The sequence below is a fragment of the Pseudomonas rustica genome, assembly GCF_018336155.1.
In the GTDB taxonomy this organism is placed as follows: domain Bacteria; phylum Pseudomonadota; class Gammaproteobacteria; order Pseudomonadales; family Pseudomonadaceae; genus Aquipseudomonas; species Aquipseudomonas rustica.
This window is the reverse complement of record NZ_JAGYHF010000001.1, coordinates 640580-658838: the sequence shown is the minus strand read 5'-3', so window position 1 is coordinate 658838 and position 18259 is coordinate 640580. Positions and strand designations below refer to the sequence as shown.

Here is an 18259-nt window from a genome sequence, read left to right as displayed (position 1 = left end):
GGCTATTCGATAGCCTCATAAGGAAGTCCGACGTAATTTTCTGCAATGGTTTTTCGGCCCGCTTCTGAACTGACAAAGTAGTCCAGTTCCGAGGCACTGATGCGCTGACTGAACGCATCGTGATCATCAAAACGGTGCAACATCGAAGTCATCCACCAGGAAAATCGCTCGGCTTTCCACACGCGGCGCAGGCAGATCTCCGAGTATTTCTCCAGCAAGTCGATACGCCCCTCGCGGTAAACCTTCAGCAGAATATTGAACAGCGTGCTGACATCGCTTGCCGCCAGATTCAGACCTTTGGCGCCGGTGGGCGGGACGATGTGCGCGGCGTCGCCGACCAGAAACATCCGCCCGTATTGCATTGGTTCAACGACAAAACTGCGCAGCGGCGCGATGCTTTTTTCGATCGAAGGGCCGGTGACCAGTTTTTCGGCCAGTGCAACTGGCAGGCGGTTTTTCAGTTCATCCCAGAAGCGCTGATCGCTCCAGTCCGCGACGTTTTCTTCTGCCGGCACCTGCAAGTAGTAACGCGTGCGCGTCGCCGAACGCATGCTGCACAAGGCAAAACCGCGTTCGTGGCGGGCGTAGACCAACTCGTCATGCACCGGCGGCGTGTCGGCCAGAATGCCCAGCCAGCCGAACGGATAAACCCGCTCGAACACTTTCAGGCAATCCTCAGGAATCGACTGCCGCGCCACGCCATGGAAGCCATCGCAGCCGGCGATGTAATCGCAATCGACGCGCCAGGTTTCACCGTCCTTTTCGAAGGTGACAAAAGCCTCGTCGCTTTTCATGCCGTGGGGAACGACATTGCTCGCGGAATAAATCGTCTGCGCGCCAGCGTCCCGACGAGCGGCCATCAGGTCGCGAGTGACTTCGGTCTGGCCGTAGATCATCACGGTCTTGCCGCCGGTCAACGCGTGCAGATCGATGTGCACCTGACGCCCGTCGAGCGCCAGTTCGAAGCCGCCGTGAATCAGTCCTTCAGCGTCCATGCGCTGACTCACCCCAGCCTGACGCAACAGCTCTACCATGCCTTGTTCAAGCACGCCGGCGCGGATGCGGCCGAGCACATAATCGGGTGTCTGGCGTTCGAGGATGAGGGTGTCGATGCCGGCGTTGTGCAACAACTGGCCGAGGAGCAAACCGGACGGGCCGGCGCCGATGATGGCAACTTGGGTTTTCAGCGTTTTCATTGTTTTTATGACTCGCAAGCTTCGCGCGACAATCGCCGCTGATTTATTTTTATGGATCGAGTGCTTGCATTTTTCCCTTGCGGGTCTGTCAATTGAAGGTGAAAACTGAGCCGATACCTGTACATTCTGCCAATCGGTGCGATTATCGCCCGCAAACCTCGAGGCCTGGATTGAAGTGATGAACAAGCCTGACCTGCCTTCGATTCCAGTGTTCAAGCTCTACGGTGAAAGCCTGGATTGGCCGACCCCTGACTTGCTGCACTGTGAAACCATTTCCTCCCGCAGTCGCGAACATCAATGGGAAATCAAACCCCACCGCCACGCCGATTTGTGCCAGTTGCTCTTCGTCTTCAAAGGTCAGGCAGAGCTTGAAATCGAAGGCCATCGCACGCAGTTGCAGACCCCTGCGATCCAGGTTCTGCCGCCGTTATCGGTGCATGGCTTTCGTTTTTCCGAGGACGTTGAAGGCTTTATCGTCACCCTCGCCACACCGCTGATCAACCATTTGCAGGCGCAACTGGGCGACTCGGTGCACGCATTGGCGCAGACCGAGAATTATCCGGCGGGCAAGGACGGCGATTACCTCAACAGTTTATTCACCGCGTTGCAGGCCGAGTACAACGGCCATCAACCGGCGCGGGAAATGCTCATGCATTCGCTGGTCAGCGTGATCATGGTCTGGGTCAGTCGCCAGGCAATCGTGCGGCATAACGCGAGTCAACGGCCGCAGCGTCAACGCGAATACCTGAACGGGTTTATTCAGTTGGTGGAAGAGACTTACCGTCAGCATGTGAAGGTCGAGGATCTGGCGCATCGGCTGGGGATCTCGGTGTCGCACCTTAATGGCACGTGCCGTGAACTGGCGGGGCAACCGGCGTTGCAGATCATGCACGAACGTCAGTTACTGGAAGCCAAGCGTTTGCTGACGTACACCAGCATGACCATTTACGAGATGTCGGAGTTATTGGGGTTCTCTGATCCGACCAACTTCACGCGCCTGTTCCGGCGCCGGGTGGGGATATCGCCAAAGGCCTTCCGCGATCGCTTGAAGACCGAACAGTAACCCGAAATCACCACAACCCCCTGTAGGAGTGAGCCTGCTCGCGATAGCGGTGTTTCAGTCAAAATTTATCTGAATGACACACCGCTATCGCGAGCAGGCTCACTCCTACAAAGTCAGCGCAGTGCGTTCAGCGACGCATTGTGCGGAATGCAGCGCTCGAAATTGCAGCTCGCGTATTCACGCGGCAGCTGTCGCAACTGCTCGACCCGCCAGGCCGCGGTGCCGTACAGCGCAAGCGTGGCAGCGCAGGTGATGAAAATCGCGGCGTACCTTCTTGTTTTGATGTTCATGGCGTTCACCTCTGAACGAAATACCCTGCGGTATTACTTTCAGCATAGAACAAGATCAAAAGATCGCAGCCTGCGGCAGCTCCTACATGGATCCGTGTAGGAGCTGCCGCAGGCTGCGATCTTTTGACTTTTAAAATCCCACGTCCCAAGCAGGGTTCTCGGGGAATCGCTGCACCAGAAAATCCAGCATGCTGCGCAGCGCCGCCGGCATGTGTTTGCGTGAGGCGTACACCGCGTAGATGTTCATCTGGCGTGGTTCGGCGTGGGGCAGCAGGCGTACCAGTTCGCCGCTGTGAACATGCATACCGGCCTGATACGTCGGCAGCATCGCCACCCCGGCGCCGGCCAGCGTTGCGCGCAATAATGTGCTGGCCTCGTTGGCGCTGATATTGCCCTGCACCGGCACCGACACCGGTTCGCCATCCTCTTCGAAATGCCACAGGCTCTTGCCGAAATACGAGTGCGTCAGGCAGTTGTGGCGGCTCAGGTCTTCCACCCGTAAAGGCATCGGCTGTTCTTGCAGATAAGCCGGCGCCGCGCACACCACCGAACGGCACACAGTCAGGCGTCGAGCGATCAGGTTGGGATCGAGATCGTTGCTGGTGCGAATCGCCAGGTCGATGCGTTCGTCCACCAGGTTCACCGTGCGATCAAGCATCTGCAAATCGATGCTCACCCCCGGATAGCGTTTGACGTACGCGGCCATCGCATCGGCCAGTTGCGCCTGACCGAACGAGGTGCTGACGCTGATCCGCAGCAATCCGCGCGGCGCGTCATGGGGTTCGCTGACGGCGGCCTGCATGTCGCTCGACAACTCAATCATCTGTCGACAACGCGGGAGGATTTCACTGCCGGCCGCGGTCAGACTCAACTTGCGCGTGGTGCGGTGCATCAGGCGCGCGCCGACCCAATCTTCGAGCTCCGCCAGGTAGCGTGAAACCACTGGCCGCGAAAGATCCAGATGATCAGCCGCCGCCGACTGGCTACCGAGATCCACCACCGTGACGAACACCCGCATTGCCTGGAGACGATCCATGATTTGCCCGCTTTCAGAAACAAACTATGTCCCAGCATCGCATTTTTTGTACTGAGTCTGGCAACTAAGCTCTGTTCCATCGCCAAGCAAGACATTCGAACACCGGAGCAACAGATGATCGGCTTCACCACCCTCAAACGCGTTCTACTCGCCACCGCCTCGCTGGGTTTCGCTGCGCATGCCGCGGCCGCCAACCTGACGCTGGATGTTTACAACCCCGGCGCCAATGCGATTTTCCCGGTGACCTCGGTGCTGGTCAGCGGCGAGAAAGATGCGATCCTCGTCGACGCACAGTTCGGCAAATCCCAGGCCGAACAAGTGGTAGAAAAGATTCGCGCCAGCGGCAAACAACTGACCACCATCTACATCAGCCACGGGGACCCGGATTACTACTTCGGCCTCGACACCCTGACCAAGGCGTTCCCGAATGCCAAGGTGCTGGCCTCGCAACCGACCGTCGACCACATCAACCAAACCGTCGCCGGCAAACTCGCGTTCTGGGGGCCGAAAATGGGCGCCGATGTGCCAGCGAAAACCATCGTGCCGAGCGTGCTAATGGGCGATAGCCTGATGCTTGAAGGGCAGAAATTGCAGGTGGTCGGGCTTGACGGCAAACAGCCGGATCGCAGTTTCGTGTGGATTCCGTCGCTCAAGGCAGTGGTCGGTGGCGTCGTGGTGGCCGAGAACATTCATGTGTGGATGGCTGATACGCAGACCGCGCAATCTCATGCGGATTGGCTGGAAACGCTGCATTCGATTGAAACGCTGAAGCCGACAACCGTGGTGCCGGGTCACTATCTGGGGGAAAGCAGCCGCTCGCTGGCCAGCGTGAAATTTACCGCCGACTACATTAAAGCTTTCGATGAAGAAACCGCGAAGGCCAAGGATTCTGCTGCGCTGATCGCCGCGATGAAAAAACGCTACCCGACGCTGGGCGAAGAGAGCTCGCTGGAGCTGAGCGCGAAAGTCGCGAAGGGCGAGATGAAGTGGTAACCCGCTCCATCTGAATACTGAGGTCTCAAGGATTTAGCACTGCTTTTTGTGGCGAGGGGATTTAGCGAAACGTCGCACCGCCCCGTTGGAGTGCGAAGCGCTCCCCAGCATTTTTTCAGTTACACCGAGTTCTGAGGATTTACGACTGCTGCGCAGCCGAGCGGGGATAAATCCCCTCGCCACAGAAGCCCTTCAGCCACGGGGGGAGTGGTGCCACAAGTATCTGAAGTCAGAATTTTCGATGCACATACACTCAAGCCAACTGGAGAACGTCATGAGCAAGATCGCAATCATTGGTGCCACCGGCCGTGCCGGTAGCCAACTGCTGGAAGAAGCCCTGCGTCGCGGTCATAGCGTCACCGCCATCGCCCGCGATACGTCGAAGATCGGCGCGCGCGCCGGTGTGGTCAGCAAGAATGTCGATGTGCTGGATTCGGCGGCGCTGCAAGACGCGGTGGCCGGCAACGATGTGGTGATCACCGCCGCACATTTCGCCACGGTGCCGGCATCGGCGATTGTCGGGCCGGTGAAGCAGGCGGGGGTGAAGCGGCTGTTGGTGGTCGGCGGTGCCGGTTCGCTGTTGCTGCCGGACGATACACGCGTGATCGACAGCGCGGGTTTCCCGGCCGAGTACAAAACCGAGGCCAGTGCGGGGGCGGCGTTTTTGGATGCGCTGCGTCAGGAGAAGGAACTGGACTGGACGTTTCTGTCGCCATCGGCGGAGTTTGTGGAAGGTGAGCGCAGTGGCAAATTTCGTGTTGGCCAGGATCACTTGCTGGTGAGCGCCGAGGGCCGTAGCTGGATCACCTTTACCGACTATGCGATTGCACTGATCGACGAAGTAGAAACACCGAAGCATTCACGTAAGCGCTTTACTGTTGGTTATTGATATACGGCTTTACCCTCACCCCAGCCCTCTCCCGGAGGGAGAGGGGGCCGACCGAGGTGTCTGGCGTTGTACATCGACCTGAAAAATCCAGTCGATTATGGATTCAAAGCCAATCGTTCAGATCGCTGAACCTCTTCAATATCCCCCGGTCAGTCCCCTCTCCCTCTGGGAGAGGGCTAGGGTGAGGGAAAACAGCCTCACCGCAAATGCGCCTGCTCAACTAACCAGATCATCAGTTCTTCGAGCGGCGGCGACGGTTCGGTTCCTGGCGGCAACACCACGTAATACGCCAACCCCGTTTTCACCTTCAACTCAAACGGCATCACCAGCCGTCCCGCGCGCAAGTCATCGCCGATCAACGACCAATCCCCGATCGCCACCCCCGTCCCGTGCGACGCCATCGACATCGCCTGATCCAGCGTTTCGAAATGCTGGCCGCTGCTGACGTTGTTCAAATTCAGCTGCGCGGCGTTCAACCAGACCGACCAATCCTGAATATCGTGCGTCGGGTGCAGCAGCAGATGCTGTTGCAAATCCGCCGGAGTATTCAGTGCCGGTGAACCCTTGAGCAGCAGCGGCGAACACACCGGCGTCAGTTGCTCATCGAACAGGTGCAGAGCGCCCGGCGAGTTATCCGGTGGCGGCCCGTAGATCACCGCCGCATCAAATTGCTCACGCTGAAAGTCCACACCGTGCTGCAACGATGCCGTGAGTTTCACCGGCACATCCGGGCGTTCTTTCTGCCATTGCAGCAAACGCGGCAGCAGCCAGCGCATCACGCAACTCGGCGCCTTGAGTTGCAGGGTTTCACGCTGCAGACCGATCTGCTCGGTGGCTTCGCTGATCAGGCCGAAGACTTTTTCCACGCGCGGTAGCCATTCGCGTCCCTCGGCGGTCAGCGCCAGGCCTCGGGCCAGACGGATGAACAGCGGATAACCGAGATGCTCTTCCAGCCCGGCGATCTGCCGGCTCACCGCGCCTTGGGTGATGTGCAACTGCTCGGCGGCGCGGGTGAAATTGCAGCACTGCGCGGTGATCAGAAACGTGTGCAGGGCGGGCAGGGGAGGCATGCGTTTCATGTGGATCCAAGGTATGACGTGAGGACATGGCTAGTATGACTTTTAATCGATTGTTGCGGCTACCTGCCGACCGTTCAATGAAGCCATTCCACGGATCATTGTGGGAGCGGGCTTGCTCGCGAAGGCGTCCTGTCAGCCGACATCAGCGTTGAATGACACACCTCTTTCGCGAGCAAGCCCGCTCCCACATGGGTTCGGTGTTTCAATCGAACAAGAAGGGCAATCGACATGGCGACGTGTGGCGAAGTACTGGTCAAGTTACTCGAAGGTTATGGGGTCGAGCAGGTGTTCGGCATTCCCGGGGTGCACACCGTGGAGCTGTATCGCGGGCTGGCGCGTTCGAGTATTCGTCACGTCACCCCTCGCCATGAGCAGGGCGCCGGTTTCATGGCTGACGGCTACGCGCGCACCGCTGGCAAACCCGGTGTGTGCTTTATCATCACCGGCCCGGGTATGACTAACATCACCACCGCCATGGGCCAGGCCTACGCCGATTCGATCCCGATGCTGGTGATTTCCAGCGTGCAATCGCGCAGCCAGTTAGGCGGCGGGCGCGGCAAGCTGCATGAGTTGCCGAACCAGAGCGCACTGGTTTCCGGTGTTGCGGCGTTCTCGCACACTTTGATGTCCGCCGCTGAATTGCCGGTGGTGCTGGCGCGTGCGTTTGCCTTGTTCCAGGCCGGTCGTCCACGTCCGGTACACATCGAAATTCCGTTGGACGTGCTGGTCGAAAACGCCGATGACTTGCTCGCCAGTGTGCCGGTCAATATCGACCGCGCCGGTGCTGCGCCAAGTGCGGTCAAGCGCATGAGCGAATTGCTCGCCGGTGCCAAACGTCCGCTGATTCTCGCCGGTGGTGGGGCCATCGACGCCGCGCCGGAACTGACCAAGCTTGCCGAGTTGCTCGACGCTCCAGTGGCGCTGACCATCAACGCCAAAGGCATGCTGCCGGGCAACCATCCGCTGCTGATCGGTTCGACCCAGACGCTGGTCGCCACCCGCGCGCTGGTCGCTGATGCCGACGTGGTTCTAGCCATCGGCACTGAATTGGCCGAGACCGATTACGACGTGACCTTCGCCGGCGGTTTCGAGATTCCCGGCAAACTGCTGCGCATCGATATCGACGCCGACCAGACCGTGCGCAACTACTCGCCGCACCTGGCGCTGGTGGCCGACGCACGCAACGCTGCACAAGCGTTGTTGAACAATCTGTCGCAAGAAAAACTCGCCGAGCGCAGCAGCGATTGGGGTCAGGCCCGCGCCGGCAAACTGCGCGCTGAACTGGCCGCGAGCTGGGACGCACCGACCCTCGCGCAAACCCGCTTCCTCGACACTGTGCTCGATGAGTTGCCGAACGCGGTGTTCGTCGGCGACTCGACGCAACCCGTGTACACCGGCAATCTCACGTTCAACCCGGATCACCCACGTCGCTGGTTCAACGCCTCGACCGGTTACGGCACTCTTGGCTACGCCTTGCCGGCCGCGATTGGTGCGTGGCTCGGCGGCCAACTCGACAAAGGTGCGCGCCCTCCGGTGGTGTGCCTGATCGGTGACGGCGGGCTGCAATTCACCCTGCCGGAACTAGCCAGCGCCGTCGAAGCGCGGGTGCCGGTGATCGTCCTGTTGTGGAATAACCAGGGCTACGAAGAGATCAAGAAATACATGGTCAACCGCGCCATCGAGCCGGTCGGCGTGGACATCTACACCCCGGATTTTGTCGCGGTGGCCAAGGGCCTCGGCTGCGCGGCTGAAGCCATCAGCAGCATCGAACAACTGCGTAGCGCGTTGCGCAGTGCAAGCGATCGTCAGGGCCCGACCCTGATTGAAATCGACCAGACCCAATGGATGCAGGCGGTGGCGCAATGATCAGTTTCCCAACCACACTCGATGGCCTCTACATCAACGGCCAATGGTCGGCGGGTGGCGAGCATCTGCGCGTGATCAACCCGGCCACCGAAGCGCTGCTGACCACGGTCAATGGCGGTGACGAGCACGCGGTCGATCAAGCCGTCGCCGCTGCCAGCGAAGCGTTCAAGAGCTGGTCGCAAACCACTGGCGTCGAGCGCGGTGCGATCCTGCGCAACATCGCCAACGGCGTGCGCAATGGTCGCGAGCATTTGATGAAGTTGCAATCGAGCAACAACGGCAAACCGCAATTCGAAGCGGCCATCGACGTCGATGACGTGATCGCCACCTTCGAGTATTACGCCGAACTCGCTGAAGGCCTCGACGCGAAACAGGACAGCAATGTGCCGCTGCCGAGCGATGATTTCAGTGCACGTCTGCGCCGCGAACCGTGCGGTGTGGTCGGGCTGATCGTGCCGTGGAATTTTCCGATGGTCACCACTGCATGGAAGCTTGCTCCGGCGTTGGCGGCGGGTTGCTGCGTGGTGCTGAAGCCGTCGGAAGTAACACCGCTGCCGGAGCTGGAACTGGCGGCGATCATTGCTGAATCGGGACTGCCGAACGGCGTGTTCAACCTGGTTTGCGGGACTGGATTGGCGGTCGGTGCGCCGTTGTCGGCAGATCCGCGTATCGCCAAGATTTCCTTTACCGGCAGCAACGCGGTCGGCGTGCAGGTCATGCAGCGCGCGGCGGAAACGGTGAAGGGCGTCAGCCTGGAATTGGGCGGCAAATCTTCGCTGCTGGTGTTGGCGGATGCTGATCTCGATCTGGCGGTTGAGCTGGCCTGTGGCGGCGCGTTTTTCAATGCCGGGCAAATGTGTTCGGCCACCAGTCGGGTGTTGGTGGCTGAGGAACTGGAAGAGGAATTTCTCGCTCGTTTGCAGAAGCGTGCGCAGGCGATTCGTGTGGCGGATCCTTTCGACCCTGAGGTGGAAATGGGCGCGCTGGTCAATCAGGCGCAGTACCAGCGCGTGCTCGGGCACATCGATCGTGGTCTGAGCGCGGGTGCGCGATTGGTCTGCGGCGGCAATCGCCCGGTGGATCTGCCGCGTGGCTATTTCTTGCAACCGACGGTGTTTACCGACGTGCCGCTGGACAGCGCATTGTGGTGTGAAGAGATTTTCGGGCCGGTGCTGTGTGTGCGCAGTTTCAGCAGCGAAGCCGAAGCGATTGCGCTGGCCAATGACACGCCGTTTGGCTTGGTGGCGAGTGTGGTGACGGCGGATGCTGTAGCGGCGGATCGTGTGGCCAATGCGTTGCAGGCGGGGATGGTGTGGATCAATGCACCGCAGGTAATTTTTCCGCAGGCGGCGTGGGGTGGGTACAAACAGAGCAGCATTGGCCGCGAGTTAGGGCCTTGGGGATTGGCGGCGTTTCAAGAGATCAAACATGTGATTCGGGCGGTTTAAAAGCCTACCCTCACCCCAGCCCTCTCCCGGAGGGAGAGGGGGCCGACCGCGGTGTCTGGCGATGTACGCCGACCTGAAAAATCGGGTCGATTATGGATTCGGTGAAGCATTTTCAGGTCGGTGTATTTCCTCAATATCCCCCAATCAGTCCCCTCTCCCTCTGGGAGAGGGCTAGGGTGAGGGGCTTCCAACGGTCACACCGAAAGCCGCAACCGCGCCAAATCCCGCAACGGCGGCGCCCCAAACAACCGACTGTACTCGCGGCTAAATTGCGACGGACTCTCATACCCCACCCGATACCCCGCCGCCGAAGCTTCCAGCCCCTCCGCCAGCATCAACCGCCGCGCCTCCTGCAAGCGTAACTGCTTCTGATACTGCAGCGGACTCATCGCCGTCATCGCCTTAAACCGGTGATGCAGCGTCGACACGCTCAGGTTCACTTCTTTGGCCAGATCATCAATGCGCAGCGGCTGTTCAAAATTACCGTTAAGCCATTTGATCGCCTGGCTGATGCGATGGCTCTGGCTGTTGGCAATCGCGATCTCATACAACCGATGGCCCTGCGGACTGCGCAGCAGGCGATACAAAATCTCCCGGCGAATCAGCGGCGCGAGCATGGCGATGTCTTTTGGTGCGTCGAGCAAACGCGCCAGACGCAGCACCGCGTCGAGCATCGAACTGTCGATTTTTTCCACGTACAAGCCACGTCCGGTCGGTCGAGTCGGTACGCCCATCGGCCCGGCGTCGGCGATCAGTGCGGTGATTTCCGCCGGGTCGATATCCAGGCGCACAGCGAGGATCGGTTCCTCCGGCGACACGTTAACCACGCGCCCACTCAGCGGCATCGAAACCGACACCACCAGATAATTCAACGGGTCGTAATTGAAGTACTCGTCGGCCAGCCGCACCTCTTTGCGACCCTGCGCCATGATGCACAGCGCCGGTTGCGCGAGCACCGGGGCAAAGTCGTGGGATTTGGTGTGGCGTGACATAAATAGCGAACCGATGGCGGTCTCGTAGCTGCCATCGTCCGTGGTGTTGCGGCGGATGATCGCCGCCAGTTCCGCACGCTGTTTTTCCATGTCAGCGCTGGGTTCGGCTTGAAAACGATCGAATGACGTCATGCACGGCATCCTCGGCAAGGGAGGTGGAATGGAGCAGAGCATATGTTTGTGCAAGCGCGAGCGGTAGACACATCCTGCGAAATGCTTGCCTGATTCTGCACTGCGTTATTCCTCAATCATGACGCGACGCCGGACTGTAGGAGCTGGCGAAGGCTGCGATCTTTTGATTGTTGTCTTTAAGGTCAAAAGATCGCAGCCTGCGGCAGCTCCTGCAGGGGAGCGGGTATCTGCGATGCTTTGGGCAAGTCTCGCAGGATTGTGCAACGCGGCGGCAGGAATCGACTAACGGCACTCAGCGTCTGGCCCTTAACCTTTGATCCTGTCGCAGCCCGTCCCCCGGCTGCCACGCGACTCCCTGGGAGGGTTGAACATGTCCAAGCAGATTCCCGTCAGTCATATGGCCTTCGTCCGGGCGCGCGCCGGGCGTTCGGCGGAACTCGGTGTACGCCTGAGCGCGTTGATCGAACCGTCCCGCGCCGCCCCCGGTTGCCTGAGCTTTGCCTTGCAGCATTCGCAGTGTGATCCCGAGTTGTGGCTGGTCTCCGGGTTCTGGAGTAATCAGCAAATGATGACCGCATATTTCAACAGCCCGTCGATGGGTATCTTCGCCGAGCTGGTGCAGGAACTGGTGGTCAACAGTCTGGATTTCCACACCTTCAAAGACGTCTCGGCGGCACAAGCGCTCGGCCAATCTCCGGCAGCGGTACACAAACTCGTCGGTTGAGGGTTTAATGTCCGGCTTAATTGACTGAGCCAGGACTTGCGACATGGCACGTAAAGAGTTCGAACACTTCGAAGCAGTATCCGCAGTCGTCCCCGTCGAACTGGGTGGCAACAAGGGCTATTACGCGGCAATCGCGGTCAAGGCCCTGGTCGATGGCGGTGCACCACGCTTTCACAAATTGCTGAATGACCAGGTCTTCCCCGGCGCCATCGCCGCCGATGAGGCTGCCATCAATGAGCTGGATAACCTCAAAGGCGTCACCGAAGAAGCCGAGTTGATCTGGTAACGCCTTACTTGTTTGCGCCCGGACGCCACATCTTGAACAGGGCCTCAGGCCCCAACTGGAAGTAATCCGCCGGCCCGCCGCCGCGCAGAATCGGTTCTGCCGCGGCGGTGTCGTAGATGCCGTCCTTCAACAGCCACTTGGCGATATGCACGGCGACCACTTCGCCGAGGATCAGCCAGCTCGGCACCGTTTCGCCATCAGCACGCTGCAACTGAATGATCTGCGTGACCTTGCACTCGAAGGACACTGGGCTTTCGGCTACGCGCGGCACCGAAATCACCTTCGACGCAACAGTCGTCAGTCCCGCCAATTCAAACTCGTTGACCTCAGGCGCGACCATCGCGCAGCTCTGGTTCATCTGCTCGGCCAATGGGCGGGTGGCAAGGTTCCAGACGAATTCGCCGGTCTGCTCGATGTTGTTCAGGCTGTCTTTGCGCCCGACGCTGGAGAAGCCAATGATCGGCGGAATGTAGTTGAACGCGTTGAAAAAACTATACGGCGCCAGATTGAGTTGGCCGTTGGCATCCTGCGAGGAAATCCAGCCAATCGGGCGCGGGCCGACGATGGCGTTGAATGGATCGTGCGGCAGGCCGTGGCCGTTGGCGGGTTCGTAGAAATGGATGTCATCGGGCATGGCGGGGGATCCTGAGGGGACTTTGTTGAGGGTTCAATAGTGCAAGCCTGACGCGGCAATTTCCAGTCGAACGATCATTTTCCAAACCCTGAAATCCCCTGTGGGAGCGGGCTTGCTCGCGAAGGCGGCGTGTCAGTCGATATCACTGTTGAATGACACGCCGCCTTCGCGAGCAAGCCCGCTCCCACAGGGGATTCCGGTGCATTCGGAATTTATGTTTTCCCACAAATAACTAAGCCCGGCCGAAGCCGGGCTGTGCGCTGTGCAGCAGCGGTTAGCTGATGGACGCGGATTGGGTGCGGTCATAACCGTCGGCGGCGAAAGTCGCGGAGCCGGTGCGGTCGTAGCCATCTTCAGCGAAAGTCGCGGAGCCGGTGCGGTCGTAGCCATCTTCAGCGAAAGTCGCGGAGCCGGTGCGGTCATAGCCATCTTCAGCAACAGTCGCCGAACCCGTGCGGTCATAACCATCAGCAGCCACAGCAGAACCGGTGCGGTCGTAACCGTCGGCGGCGAAGGTGTTGGCAGCCAGTACGGACAGGGCGAAAGCGAGGATCAGTTTGGTTTTCATGGTCGTGTACTCCGAATGCGTTGGGGGTGTGTGTCTTGCTTGGGTTTAATGCTACGCCGATCAATTCGATTAAAAAGCGCAAAATAATGCTAAAAACTATCGATTAACCTGATGTTAAGGGCGGCGCATTTAAATCGCTTACGTCGTCGAAGCGAACGTCGCGCAGGTCATCGATCAGGTAGGGGCAGGATGCCGCGCCAGTATTAATTAGCGATTAATGGCGGGTGGGGGCGGGTGACAGATTTTTCATGCAGGGCTTAAGAATGTGGCGACCCCTTCGCGAGCCTGCTCGCGAAGAAGCCATCACAGCCACCATTGCAGTGGCTGTGAAAACCCAATCAGTCAGTCACGATCCGCGAATGCTTTTGGGTGTCTTTCATGGTCACATACACCAGCAGCGACACGGCAATGCACGCCGTCACGTACCAGTAGTAACCGGTTTCCATACCAATGCTCTTGAACCACAGCGCGATGTATTCAGCGGTGCCGCCGAAGATCGACACGGTCAGTGCGTACGGCAGGCCAACGCCCAGCGCGCGGATTTCAGTCGGGAACAGTTCGGCCTTCACCACCGCGTTGATCGAGGTGTAGCCGCTGACGATGATCAGCGCCGCCATGATCAGGAAGAATGCGCCCCACCAGGTTTGAATGGTGTGCAGGGTCATCAGGATCGGCACGGTGAAGATCGTGCCCAGCACGCCGAAAGCGATCAGGATCGGACGACGACCGATCTTGTCCGAGAGGCCACCGATGATCGGTTGCAGGCACATGAACAGGAACAGCGTGGCTGCCGAAATAGTGGTCGAGTCGGAGATGCTCATGCCGACGGTGTTCACCAGGTATTTTTGCATGTAGGTGGTGTAGGTGTAGAACGCCAGCGTACCGCCCATGGTCAGGCCGACCACGGTCATCAATTCCTTTGGATGACGCATCAAGGTGCGCATCGCGCTTTCCTTGGACTTCTCTTTTTTGGTGAACGACTCGGTTTCTTCCATGCCGCGACGCAGGTACAGCGCAACGACTGCGCACAGCGCGCCGATGGCAAACGGGATACGCCAGCCCCACGCGTACAGCTGTTCAGTGGTCAGCACGTTTTGCAGCACGATCAGCACGCCCAACGCGATGAGCTGACCGGAGATCAGGGTCACGTACTGGAAGCTGGAGAAAAAGCCGCGACGTTGCTTGGTCGCCATCTCGGACAGGTAAGTCGCCGAGGTGCCGTACTCGCCACCCACCGACAGGCCTTGCAGCAGACGGGCGAAGATCAGCAGGATCGGCGCGCCGATGCCGATGGTTTCGTAGTTCGGGCTCAGCGCGATCAACAGCGAGCCGAAGCACATCAGATAGACCGAGGCCATCAGCGCTTTCTTGCGCCCGACCTTGTCAGCGTAGAGGCCCATCAGCCAGCCACCGATCGGACGCATGAGGAAGCCCACGGCGAAGATCGCAGCGGTGTTCATCAGTTGTGCGGTGGAGGAGCCGGCAGGGAAGAAGGATTTGGCGAAGTACAGCGAGAAGGCGGCATACACATACCAGTCGTACCACTCGACCATGTTGCCGACGGAACCGCTGAAGATCGATTTGATCCGGCTGGCGGTGGTTCTTTCTTTGGCGGGCACGGCAGCCGACCCAAGTGGCAGGGCGTTGGAGTTATCCATTGAAGGATCCTTCGTTTAATTGTTTTTGTGGAGCGCGTTAAAACGCAGCCTGCGTGGGCTATAGCAGGAGGTGTGCCAACGGGGGGAGGGGCGGTTTAGAGGGGTTGACGTGATCGGGTGAGCGAAAATCCGCTCATCGCAGAGGATCTATGAGCGGAATATCGCTCACTCCGATCATTCCCACGCTCTGCGTGGGAATGCCTCAACGGACGCTCTGCATTCGGCTCTGGTGGGGACGCAGAGCGTCCCGGGCTGCATTCCCACGCGGAGCGTGGGAACGATCAAGTACGCTACAGAAACATCTCCCGACTCAACCCATGCCGCTGCATCTTTTCATTAAACGTGCGCCGAGGCAGTTGCAGCTCTTCAAGCACCGCTTTCACATCACCCTTGTGCCGTGTCAGCGCCGCGCGCAAACACTGCGCTTCAAACGCTTCCTGCTGCGCCGCCAGCGATTGCCCCGGATCAATCCCCGGCGCCGGTTCATCCAGCCCCAGCACTTGTCGCTCGGCGACGTTCGCCAACTCACGCACATTGCCCGGCCAGTCGTGGCTGAGCAGATGACTCAACTGCGCGCCGCTCAATGGCGGAAAAGTCCGCCCCAAGCGTTCAGCCGCACTCTGCGCGAAGGTTTCAAACAGCAAAGGAATGTCTTCACGACGATCACGCAGCGGCGGCAAGCGCAACTCCGCAACGTTCAAGCGATAGGCCAGATCCTCACGAAAACGCCCGGCGCGAGCCTCGTCGAGCAGATCCGGTTTGGTCGCCGCAACAATGCGCAGATCTACGCGAATACTCTGATTCGAACCCAAGCGCTCGAGCTTCTGCTCCTGCAACACCCGCAGCAATTTCACTTGCTGGGCCAACGGCATGCTTTCGATTTCATCGAGAAACAGCGTGCCGCCCGATGCATATTCCAGCTTGCCGATACGCTTGCCCGAGGCACCGGTAAACGCGCCGCTCTCATGCCCAAACAACTCCGCTTCAAACAACTGCTCGGGGATTGCCGCACAGTTCAGCGCCACAAACGGTTTTTCCGCGCGCGGGCCGAAATCATGCAGGCAGCGCGCAACCAGTTCCTTGCCACTGCCGGTTTCACCGCGGATCAACACGTTGACCGGCAGCGCCGCCAGATCGAGCACTTGCCGACGCAGTGTCTGCAAACCACGCGACACCCCGAGCAACGTCGAATCGAGTTTGGCGCGGTTGTCGGCTTGCTCGTGCAGCGCGCGGTTTTCCAGTACCAGGCGGCGTTTATCCAGCGCCCGGCGCAGGCTGCCCAACAGCGTTTCCGGGCTGAACGGTTTCTCCAGAAAGTCGTACGCACCATCGCGCATCGCTTCCACCGCCATCGGCACATCGCCATGGCCGGTGAGCAAAATCACCGGCAGATCAGCATCGCGTTTTTGCACTTCCGCCAACAGCGCCAAGCCACCGATGCCGGGCATGCGCACGTCGCTGAGGATCACCCCGGGGAAATGCGCGGGCAGGGCGGCGAGGCATTCTTCGGCGCGGCTGAACAACTGCACCTCGAACCCCGACAGGCTCAGCCACTGCTCGACCGCGTTGCGAATACTGCTTTCGTCATCGACCACCATCACCGAATTGAGCATCAGATACGCGCCTCCAGATCGATCGGCAGCGTCAGGCTGAACACCGCGCCGCTCTCGCCATTGTCGGCGCTCAGGCGACCGCCGGATTCATGCACGATGGCGAAGGAAACCGCCAGCCCCAGACCCAAACCGTCGCCTACCGGTTTGGTGGTGAAGAACGGATCGAACACCTGACTCAGATGCTCTTCGGCAATGCCGCCGCCATTGTCGATGACGCTCAGGCGCCACAATTGTTCGTCGACTTCCAGACGAATCTCCAGACGCTTGCAGGTTTTGCCTTGCATCGCATCAAGGGCGTTGCGCAGCAGATTGATCAGCACTTGTTCGAGACGGATCGCATCGCCGCGCACCCACGCCGGACGCGTCAGGTGCAGCACCAGACTGACCTGTTCGTCACGCAGACGCGCGTCGAGCAATTGCAGCGCCTGATCGACCACCGTGGCCAGATCCAGCCGCTCGCGCAAACCACTCGGGCTCTTGCGTGCAAACGTCTTCAGATGGCCCGTTAGCGCCGCCATGCGCGTGAGCATCTCGTCCACCGGTTTCAACGCTTTGTACGCGTCGTCGACGCGGCCATGGTCGAGCAGCAGCCGCAGAGTCGCCAGTTGCATGCGCTGAGCGGTCAGCGGTTGATTGATTTCGTGGGCCAGCGCCGCCGACATCTGCCCCAGCGCCGCGAGTTTGGCCGATTGCACCAGACCGTCCTGCGCCGTGCGCAAATCGCGGGTGCGTTCTTCGACCAATTGTTCGAGTTCTTCGCGGCTGCGCTGACGCATTTTCGCCAGACGCCAGCGCTGATTGAGGAACAGCAGCAAAAACACCAGCGCCAGCCACACCCCGGCAGCGGCGAGCCCGGCGTTGCGCAAATCTTCGAAGGCCACTTGCGGGTGACGCAGCAGATGCAACGTCCAGCCTTCGGCGGCCAGCGGCAACGATTCCCACAGATAATCCGCCGTGCCTTGCGGGCCTTCAACCCGGCGTAGATCGCTGTTGTCGTCAAAACTGCGCAGCGCCAGATGCGTCAGCGGCACCAGCGCTTGCTTGTCGTATTGACGGGTGGCTTTGATCTCGGCCATGTCGCTGGAACTCAGCGGTCGCAGCGCGCGATAGCGCCAGCCCGGCTGATTGGCGATGAAGATGATCCCGCGCGCATCGCTGACCAGCAGCGTGTCGCTGCCCTGGCTCCATTCCCGTTCCAGCTCGGGGAATTCCAGCTTGACCACCATTGCCCCGAGAAACTCATCCTTGTCGCCCAGCACCGCGCTGGACAGGAAGTAACCGGGAATGCCGCTGGTCACGCCCACCGCATAAAAACGCCCGGTGCCCTGCGTGCGGGTCTGACTGAAATAGGGGCGGAAGCCGTAGTTGTGGCCGACGTAACTGCTCGGCAACCGCCAGTTGCTCGCGGCCACGGCGAGCCCCGTGCGATCGAGCAATTCAAGGGTCGAGGACTGCGCCGCACCGTTGATTTTTTCCAGCTTCAGATTCAGTGCTGCCTGCTCTTCGGCATCCACTGAACCTGCCAGCGCCGAGCGCAATTGCGGATCCAGCGCCAGCACGGCGGGCAAGGCGCGATAACGGTCGATCAGGGTGTGCAACGAGTTGGCGTACAACGCCAGTTGCTGATTGGCACGCGCCGCATCTTCCTCCAGCGCCTGACGTTCGGCGTGGCGGATGGCAAGGGTCGCGGCAACGGCCGCCCCGGCGACGATCAGCAGGGAATACAACGACAGACGCAAGGTACGGGAAGTCGGCAGCATGCTGGGCAGATGGGTGGCAGGTCGGGCGGGAA

Annotated in this window: 17 protein-coding genes; 7 read left to right on the top strand and 10 right to left on the bottom strand. The window is 59.9% G+C overall.

The features are described from left to right. Positions 1-2 precede the first annotated feature (2 nt). On the bottom strand, positions 3-1187 hold the full coding sequence (gene pobA / locus KFS80_RS03020; RefSeq protein ID WP_420851014.1) for a 4-hydroxybenzoate 3-monooxygenase: 1185 nt from the start codon (positions 1185-1187) through the stop codon (positions 3-5). A 187-nt stretch (positions 1188-1374) separates the two neighbouring features. Between pobA and KFS80_RS03015 the strand changes: the two genes are divergently transcribed. Then, positions 1375-2259, top strand: coding sequence for a helix-turn-helix domain-containing protein (locus KFS80_RS03015; RefSeq protein WP_053123335.1), 885 nt, complete (start codon positions 1375-1377; stop codon positions 2257-2259). Positions 2260-2372: 113 nt separating this feature from the next. Here KFS80_RS03015 and KFS80_RS03010 read toward each other — a convergent pair whose 3' ends face one another. Next, the gene (locus tag KFS80_RS03010) at positions 2373-2549 is read right to left on the bottom strand and encodes a hypothetical protein (RefSeq protein WP_212543925.1); all 177 of its coding nucleotides are present in this window, start codon (positions 2547-2549) and stop codon (positions 2373-2375) included. Positions 2550-2679: 130 nt separating this feature from the next. Continuing rightward, positions 2680-3585: a LysR family transcriptional regulator gene (locus KFS80_RS03005; protein WP_212543924.1), complete on the bottom strand. Its 906-nt coding sequence runs from the start codon at positions 3583-3585 to the stop codon at positions 2680-2682. Between the two features lie 114 nt (positions 3586-3699). On the opposite strand from KFS80_RS03005, the gene KFS80_RS03000 reads away from it, so the two are divergent. After that, positions 3700-4578 carry an MBL fold metallo-hydrolase gene (locus KFS80_RS03000; RefSeq protein ID WP_212543923.1) on the top strand — a complete coding sequence of 293 codons (879 nt, stop codon included), beginning with the start codon at positions 3700-3702 and terminating at the stop codon, positions 4576-4578. A 274-nt stretch (positions 4579-4852) separates the two neighbouring features. After that, a complete protein-coding gene (locus KFS80_RS02995; RefSeq protein WP_212543922.1) occupies positions 4853-5467 on the top strand; it encodes an NAD(P)-dependent oxidoreductase in 615 nt (204 codons plus the stop codon). 197 nt (positions 5468-5664) lie between these two features. Here the strand turns inward: KFS80_RS02995 and KFS80_RS02990 are convergent, their stop codons facing one another. Continuing rightward, the gene (locus KFS80_RS02990; protein WP_212543921.1) at positions 5665-6546 is read right to left on the bottom strand and encodes a LysR substrate-binding domain-containing protein; all 882 of its coding nucleotides are present in this window, start codon (positions 6544-6546) and stop codon (positions 5665-5667) included. Between the two features lie 228 nt (positions 6547-6774). Between KFS80_RS02990 and KFS80_RS02985 the strand changes: the two genes are divergently transcribed. Next, complete coding sequence (locus KFS80_RS02985; RefSeq protein WP_212543920.1) at positions 6775-8412, top strand: 5-guanidino-2-oxopentanoate decarboxylase; 1638 nt, start codon at positions 6775-6777, stop codon at positions 8410-8412. Next, positions 8412-9860, top strand: coding sequence for an aldehyde dehydrogenase family protein (locus tag KFS80_RS02980; RefSeq protein WP_212543945.1), 1449 nt, complete (start codon positions 8412-8414; stop codon positions 9858-9860). Before KFS80_RS02985 ends, KFS80_RS02980 begins: the two co-directional genes overlap by 1 nt. A 194-nt stretch (positions 9861-10054) precedes the next feature. Here KFS80_RS02980 and KFS80_RS02975 read toward each other — a convergent pair whose 3' ends face one another. After that, positions 10055-10984, bottom strand: a complete 930-nt coding sequence (locus tag KFS80_RS02975) for an AraC family transcriptional regulator (protein WP_212543919.1) — start codon at positions 10982-10984, stop codon at positions 10055-10057. A 370-nt stretch (positions 10985-11354) separates the two neighbouring features. Here KFS80_RS02975 and KFS80_RS02970 point away from each other — a divergent pair, with 370 nt between their 5' ends. Further along, positions 11355-11708 carry an antibiotic biosynthesis monooxygenase family protein gene (locus tag KFS80_RS02970; RefSeq protein ID WP_159812559.1) on the top strand — a complete coding sequence of 118 codons (354 nt, stop codon included), beginning with the start codon at positions 11355-11357 and terminating at the stop codon, positions 11706-11708. 43 nt (positions 11709-11751) lie between these two features. Beyond that, on the top strand, positions 11752-11994 hold the full coding sequence (locus KFS80_RS02965) for a hypothetical protein (RefSeq protein ID WP_053123283.1): 243 nt from the start codon (positions 11752-11754) through the stop codon (positions 11992-11994). Positions 11995-11998: 4 nt separating this feature from the next. On the opposite strand, the gene KFS80_RS02960 is transcribed toward KFS80_RS02965, so the two are convergent. The 5 genes from KFS80_RS02960 to KFS80_RS02940 all read right to left on the bottom strand — a co-directional run bounded on the left by KFS80_RS02960 (position 11999) and on the right by KFS80_RS02940 (position 18227). Continuing rightward, on the bottom strand, positions 11999-12628 hold the full coding sequence (locus KFS80_RS02960; protein ID WP_212543918.1) for a flavin reductase family protein: 630 nt from the start codon (positions 12626-12628) through the stop codon (positions 11999-12001). A 274-nt stretch (positions 12629-12902) separates the two neighbouring features. Then, complete coding sequence (locus KFS80_RS02955; RefSeq protein WP_212543917.1) at positions 12903-13196, bottom strand: hypothetical protein; 294 nt, start codon at positions 13194-13196, stop codon at positions 12903-12905. Between the two features lie 338 nt (positions 13197-13534). After that, positions 13535-14854 (bottom strand): MFS transporter, encoded by a 1320-nt coding sequence (locus KFS80_RS02950; protein WP_159812555.1) that lies wholly within the window; start codon positions 14852-14854, stop codon positions 13535-13537. Between the two features lie 290 nt (positions 14855-15144). After that, a complete protein-coding gene (locus tag KFS80_RS02945) occupies positions 15145-16467 on the bottom strand; it encodes a sigma-54-dependent transcriptional regulator (protein ID WP_212543916.1) in 1323 nt (440 codons plus the stop codon). Next, complete coding sequence (locus KFS80_RS02940) at positions 16467-18227, bottom strand: ATP-binding protein (RefSeq protein WP_212543915.1); 1761 nt, start codon at positions 18225-18227, stop codon at positions 16467-16469. The genes KFS80_RS02945 and KFS80_RS02940 overlap by 1 nt, the downstream gene beginning before the upstream one ends. Positions 18228-18259 lie beyond the last annotated feature (32 nt).

Bases quoted from the DNA above. Each gene is read 5' to 3' on its own strand.
- KFS80_RS02975 (WP_212543919.1), bottom strand. From the start codon at position 10,984: ATGACGTCATTCGATCGTTTTCAAGCCGAACCCAGCGCTGACATGGAA.
- KFS80_RS03000 (WP_212543923.1), top strand. From the start codon at position 3,700: ATGATCGGCTTCACCACCCTCAAACGCGTTCTACTCGCCACCGCCTCG.
- KFS80_RS02950 (WP_159812555.1), bottom strand. From the start codon at position 14,854: ATGGATAACTCCAACGCCCTGCCACTTGGGTCGGCTGCCGTGCCCGCC.
- KFS80_RS02995 (WP_212543922.1), top strand. From the start codon at position 4,853: ATGAGCAAGATCGCAATCATTGGTGCCACCGGCCGTGCCGGTAGCCAA.
- KFS80_RS03015 (WP_053123335.1), top strand. From the start codon at position 1,375: ATGAACAAGCCTGACCTGCCTTCGATTCCAGTGTTCAAGCTCTACGGT.
- KFS80_RS02940 (WP_212543915.1), bottom strand. From the start codon at position 18,227: ATGCTGCCGACTTCCCGTACCTTGCGTCTGTCGTTGTATTCCCTGCTG.
- KFS80_RS02970 (WP_159812559.1), top strand. From the start codon at position 11,355: ATGTCCAAGCAGATTCCCGTCAGTCATATGGCCTTCGTCCGGGCGCGC.
- KFS80_RS02990 (WP_212543921.1), bottom strand. From the start codon at position 6,546: ATGAAACGCATGCCTCCCCTGCCCGCCCTGCACACGTTTCTGATCACC.
- KFS80_RS02965 (WP_053123283.1), top strand. From the start codon at position 11,752: ATGGCACGTAAAGAGTTCGAACACTTCGAAGCAGTATCCGCAGTCGTC.
- KFS80_RS02955 (WP_212543917.1), bottom strand. From the start codon at position 13,196: ATGAAAACCAAACTGATCCTCGCTTTCGCCCTGTCCGTACTGGCTGCC.
- KFS80_RS02945 (WP_212543916.1), bottom strand. From the start codon at position 16,467: ATGCTCAATTCGGTGATGGTGGTCGATGACGAAAGCAGTATTCGCAAC.
- KFS80_RS02985 (WP_212543920.1), top strand. From the start codon at position 6,775: ATGGCGACGTGTGGCGAAGTACTGGTCAAGTTACTCGAAGGTTATGGG.
- KFS80_RS02960 (WP_212543918.1), bottom strand. From the start codon at position 12,628: ATGCCCGATGACATCCATTTCTACGAACCCGCCAACGGCCACGGCCTG.
- KFS80_RS03005 (WP_212543924.1), bottom strand. From the start codon at position 3,585: ATGGATCGTCTCCAGGCAATGCGGGTGTTCGTCACGGTGGTGGATCTC.
- KFS80_RS03010 (WP_212543925.1), bottom strand. From the start codon at position 2,549: ATGAACATCAAAACAAGAAGGTACGCCGCGATTTTCATCACCTGCGCT.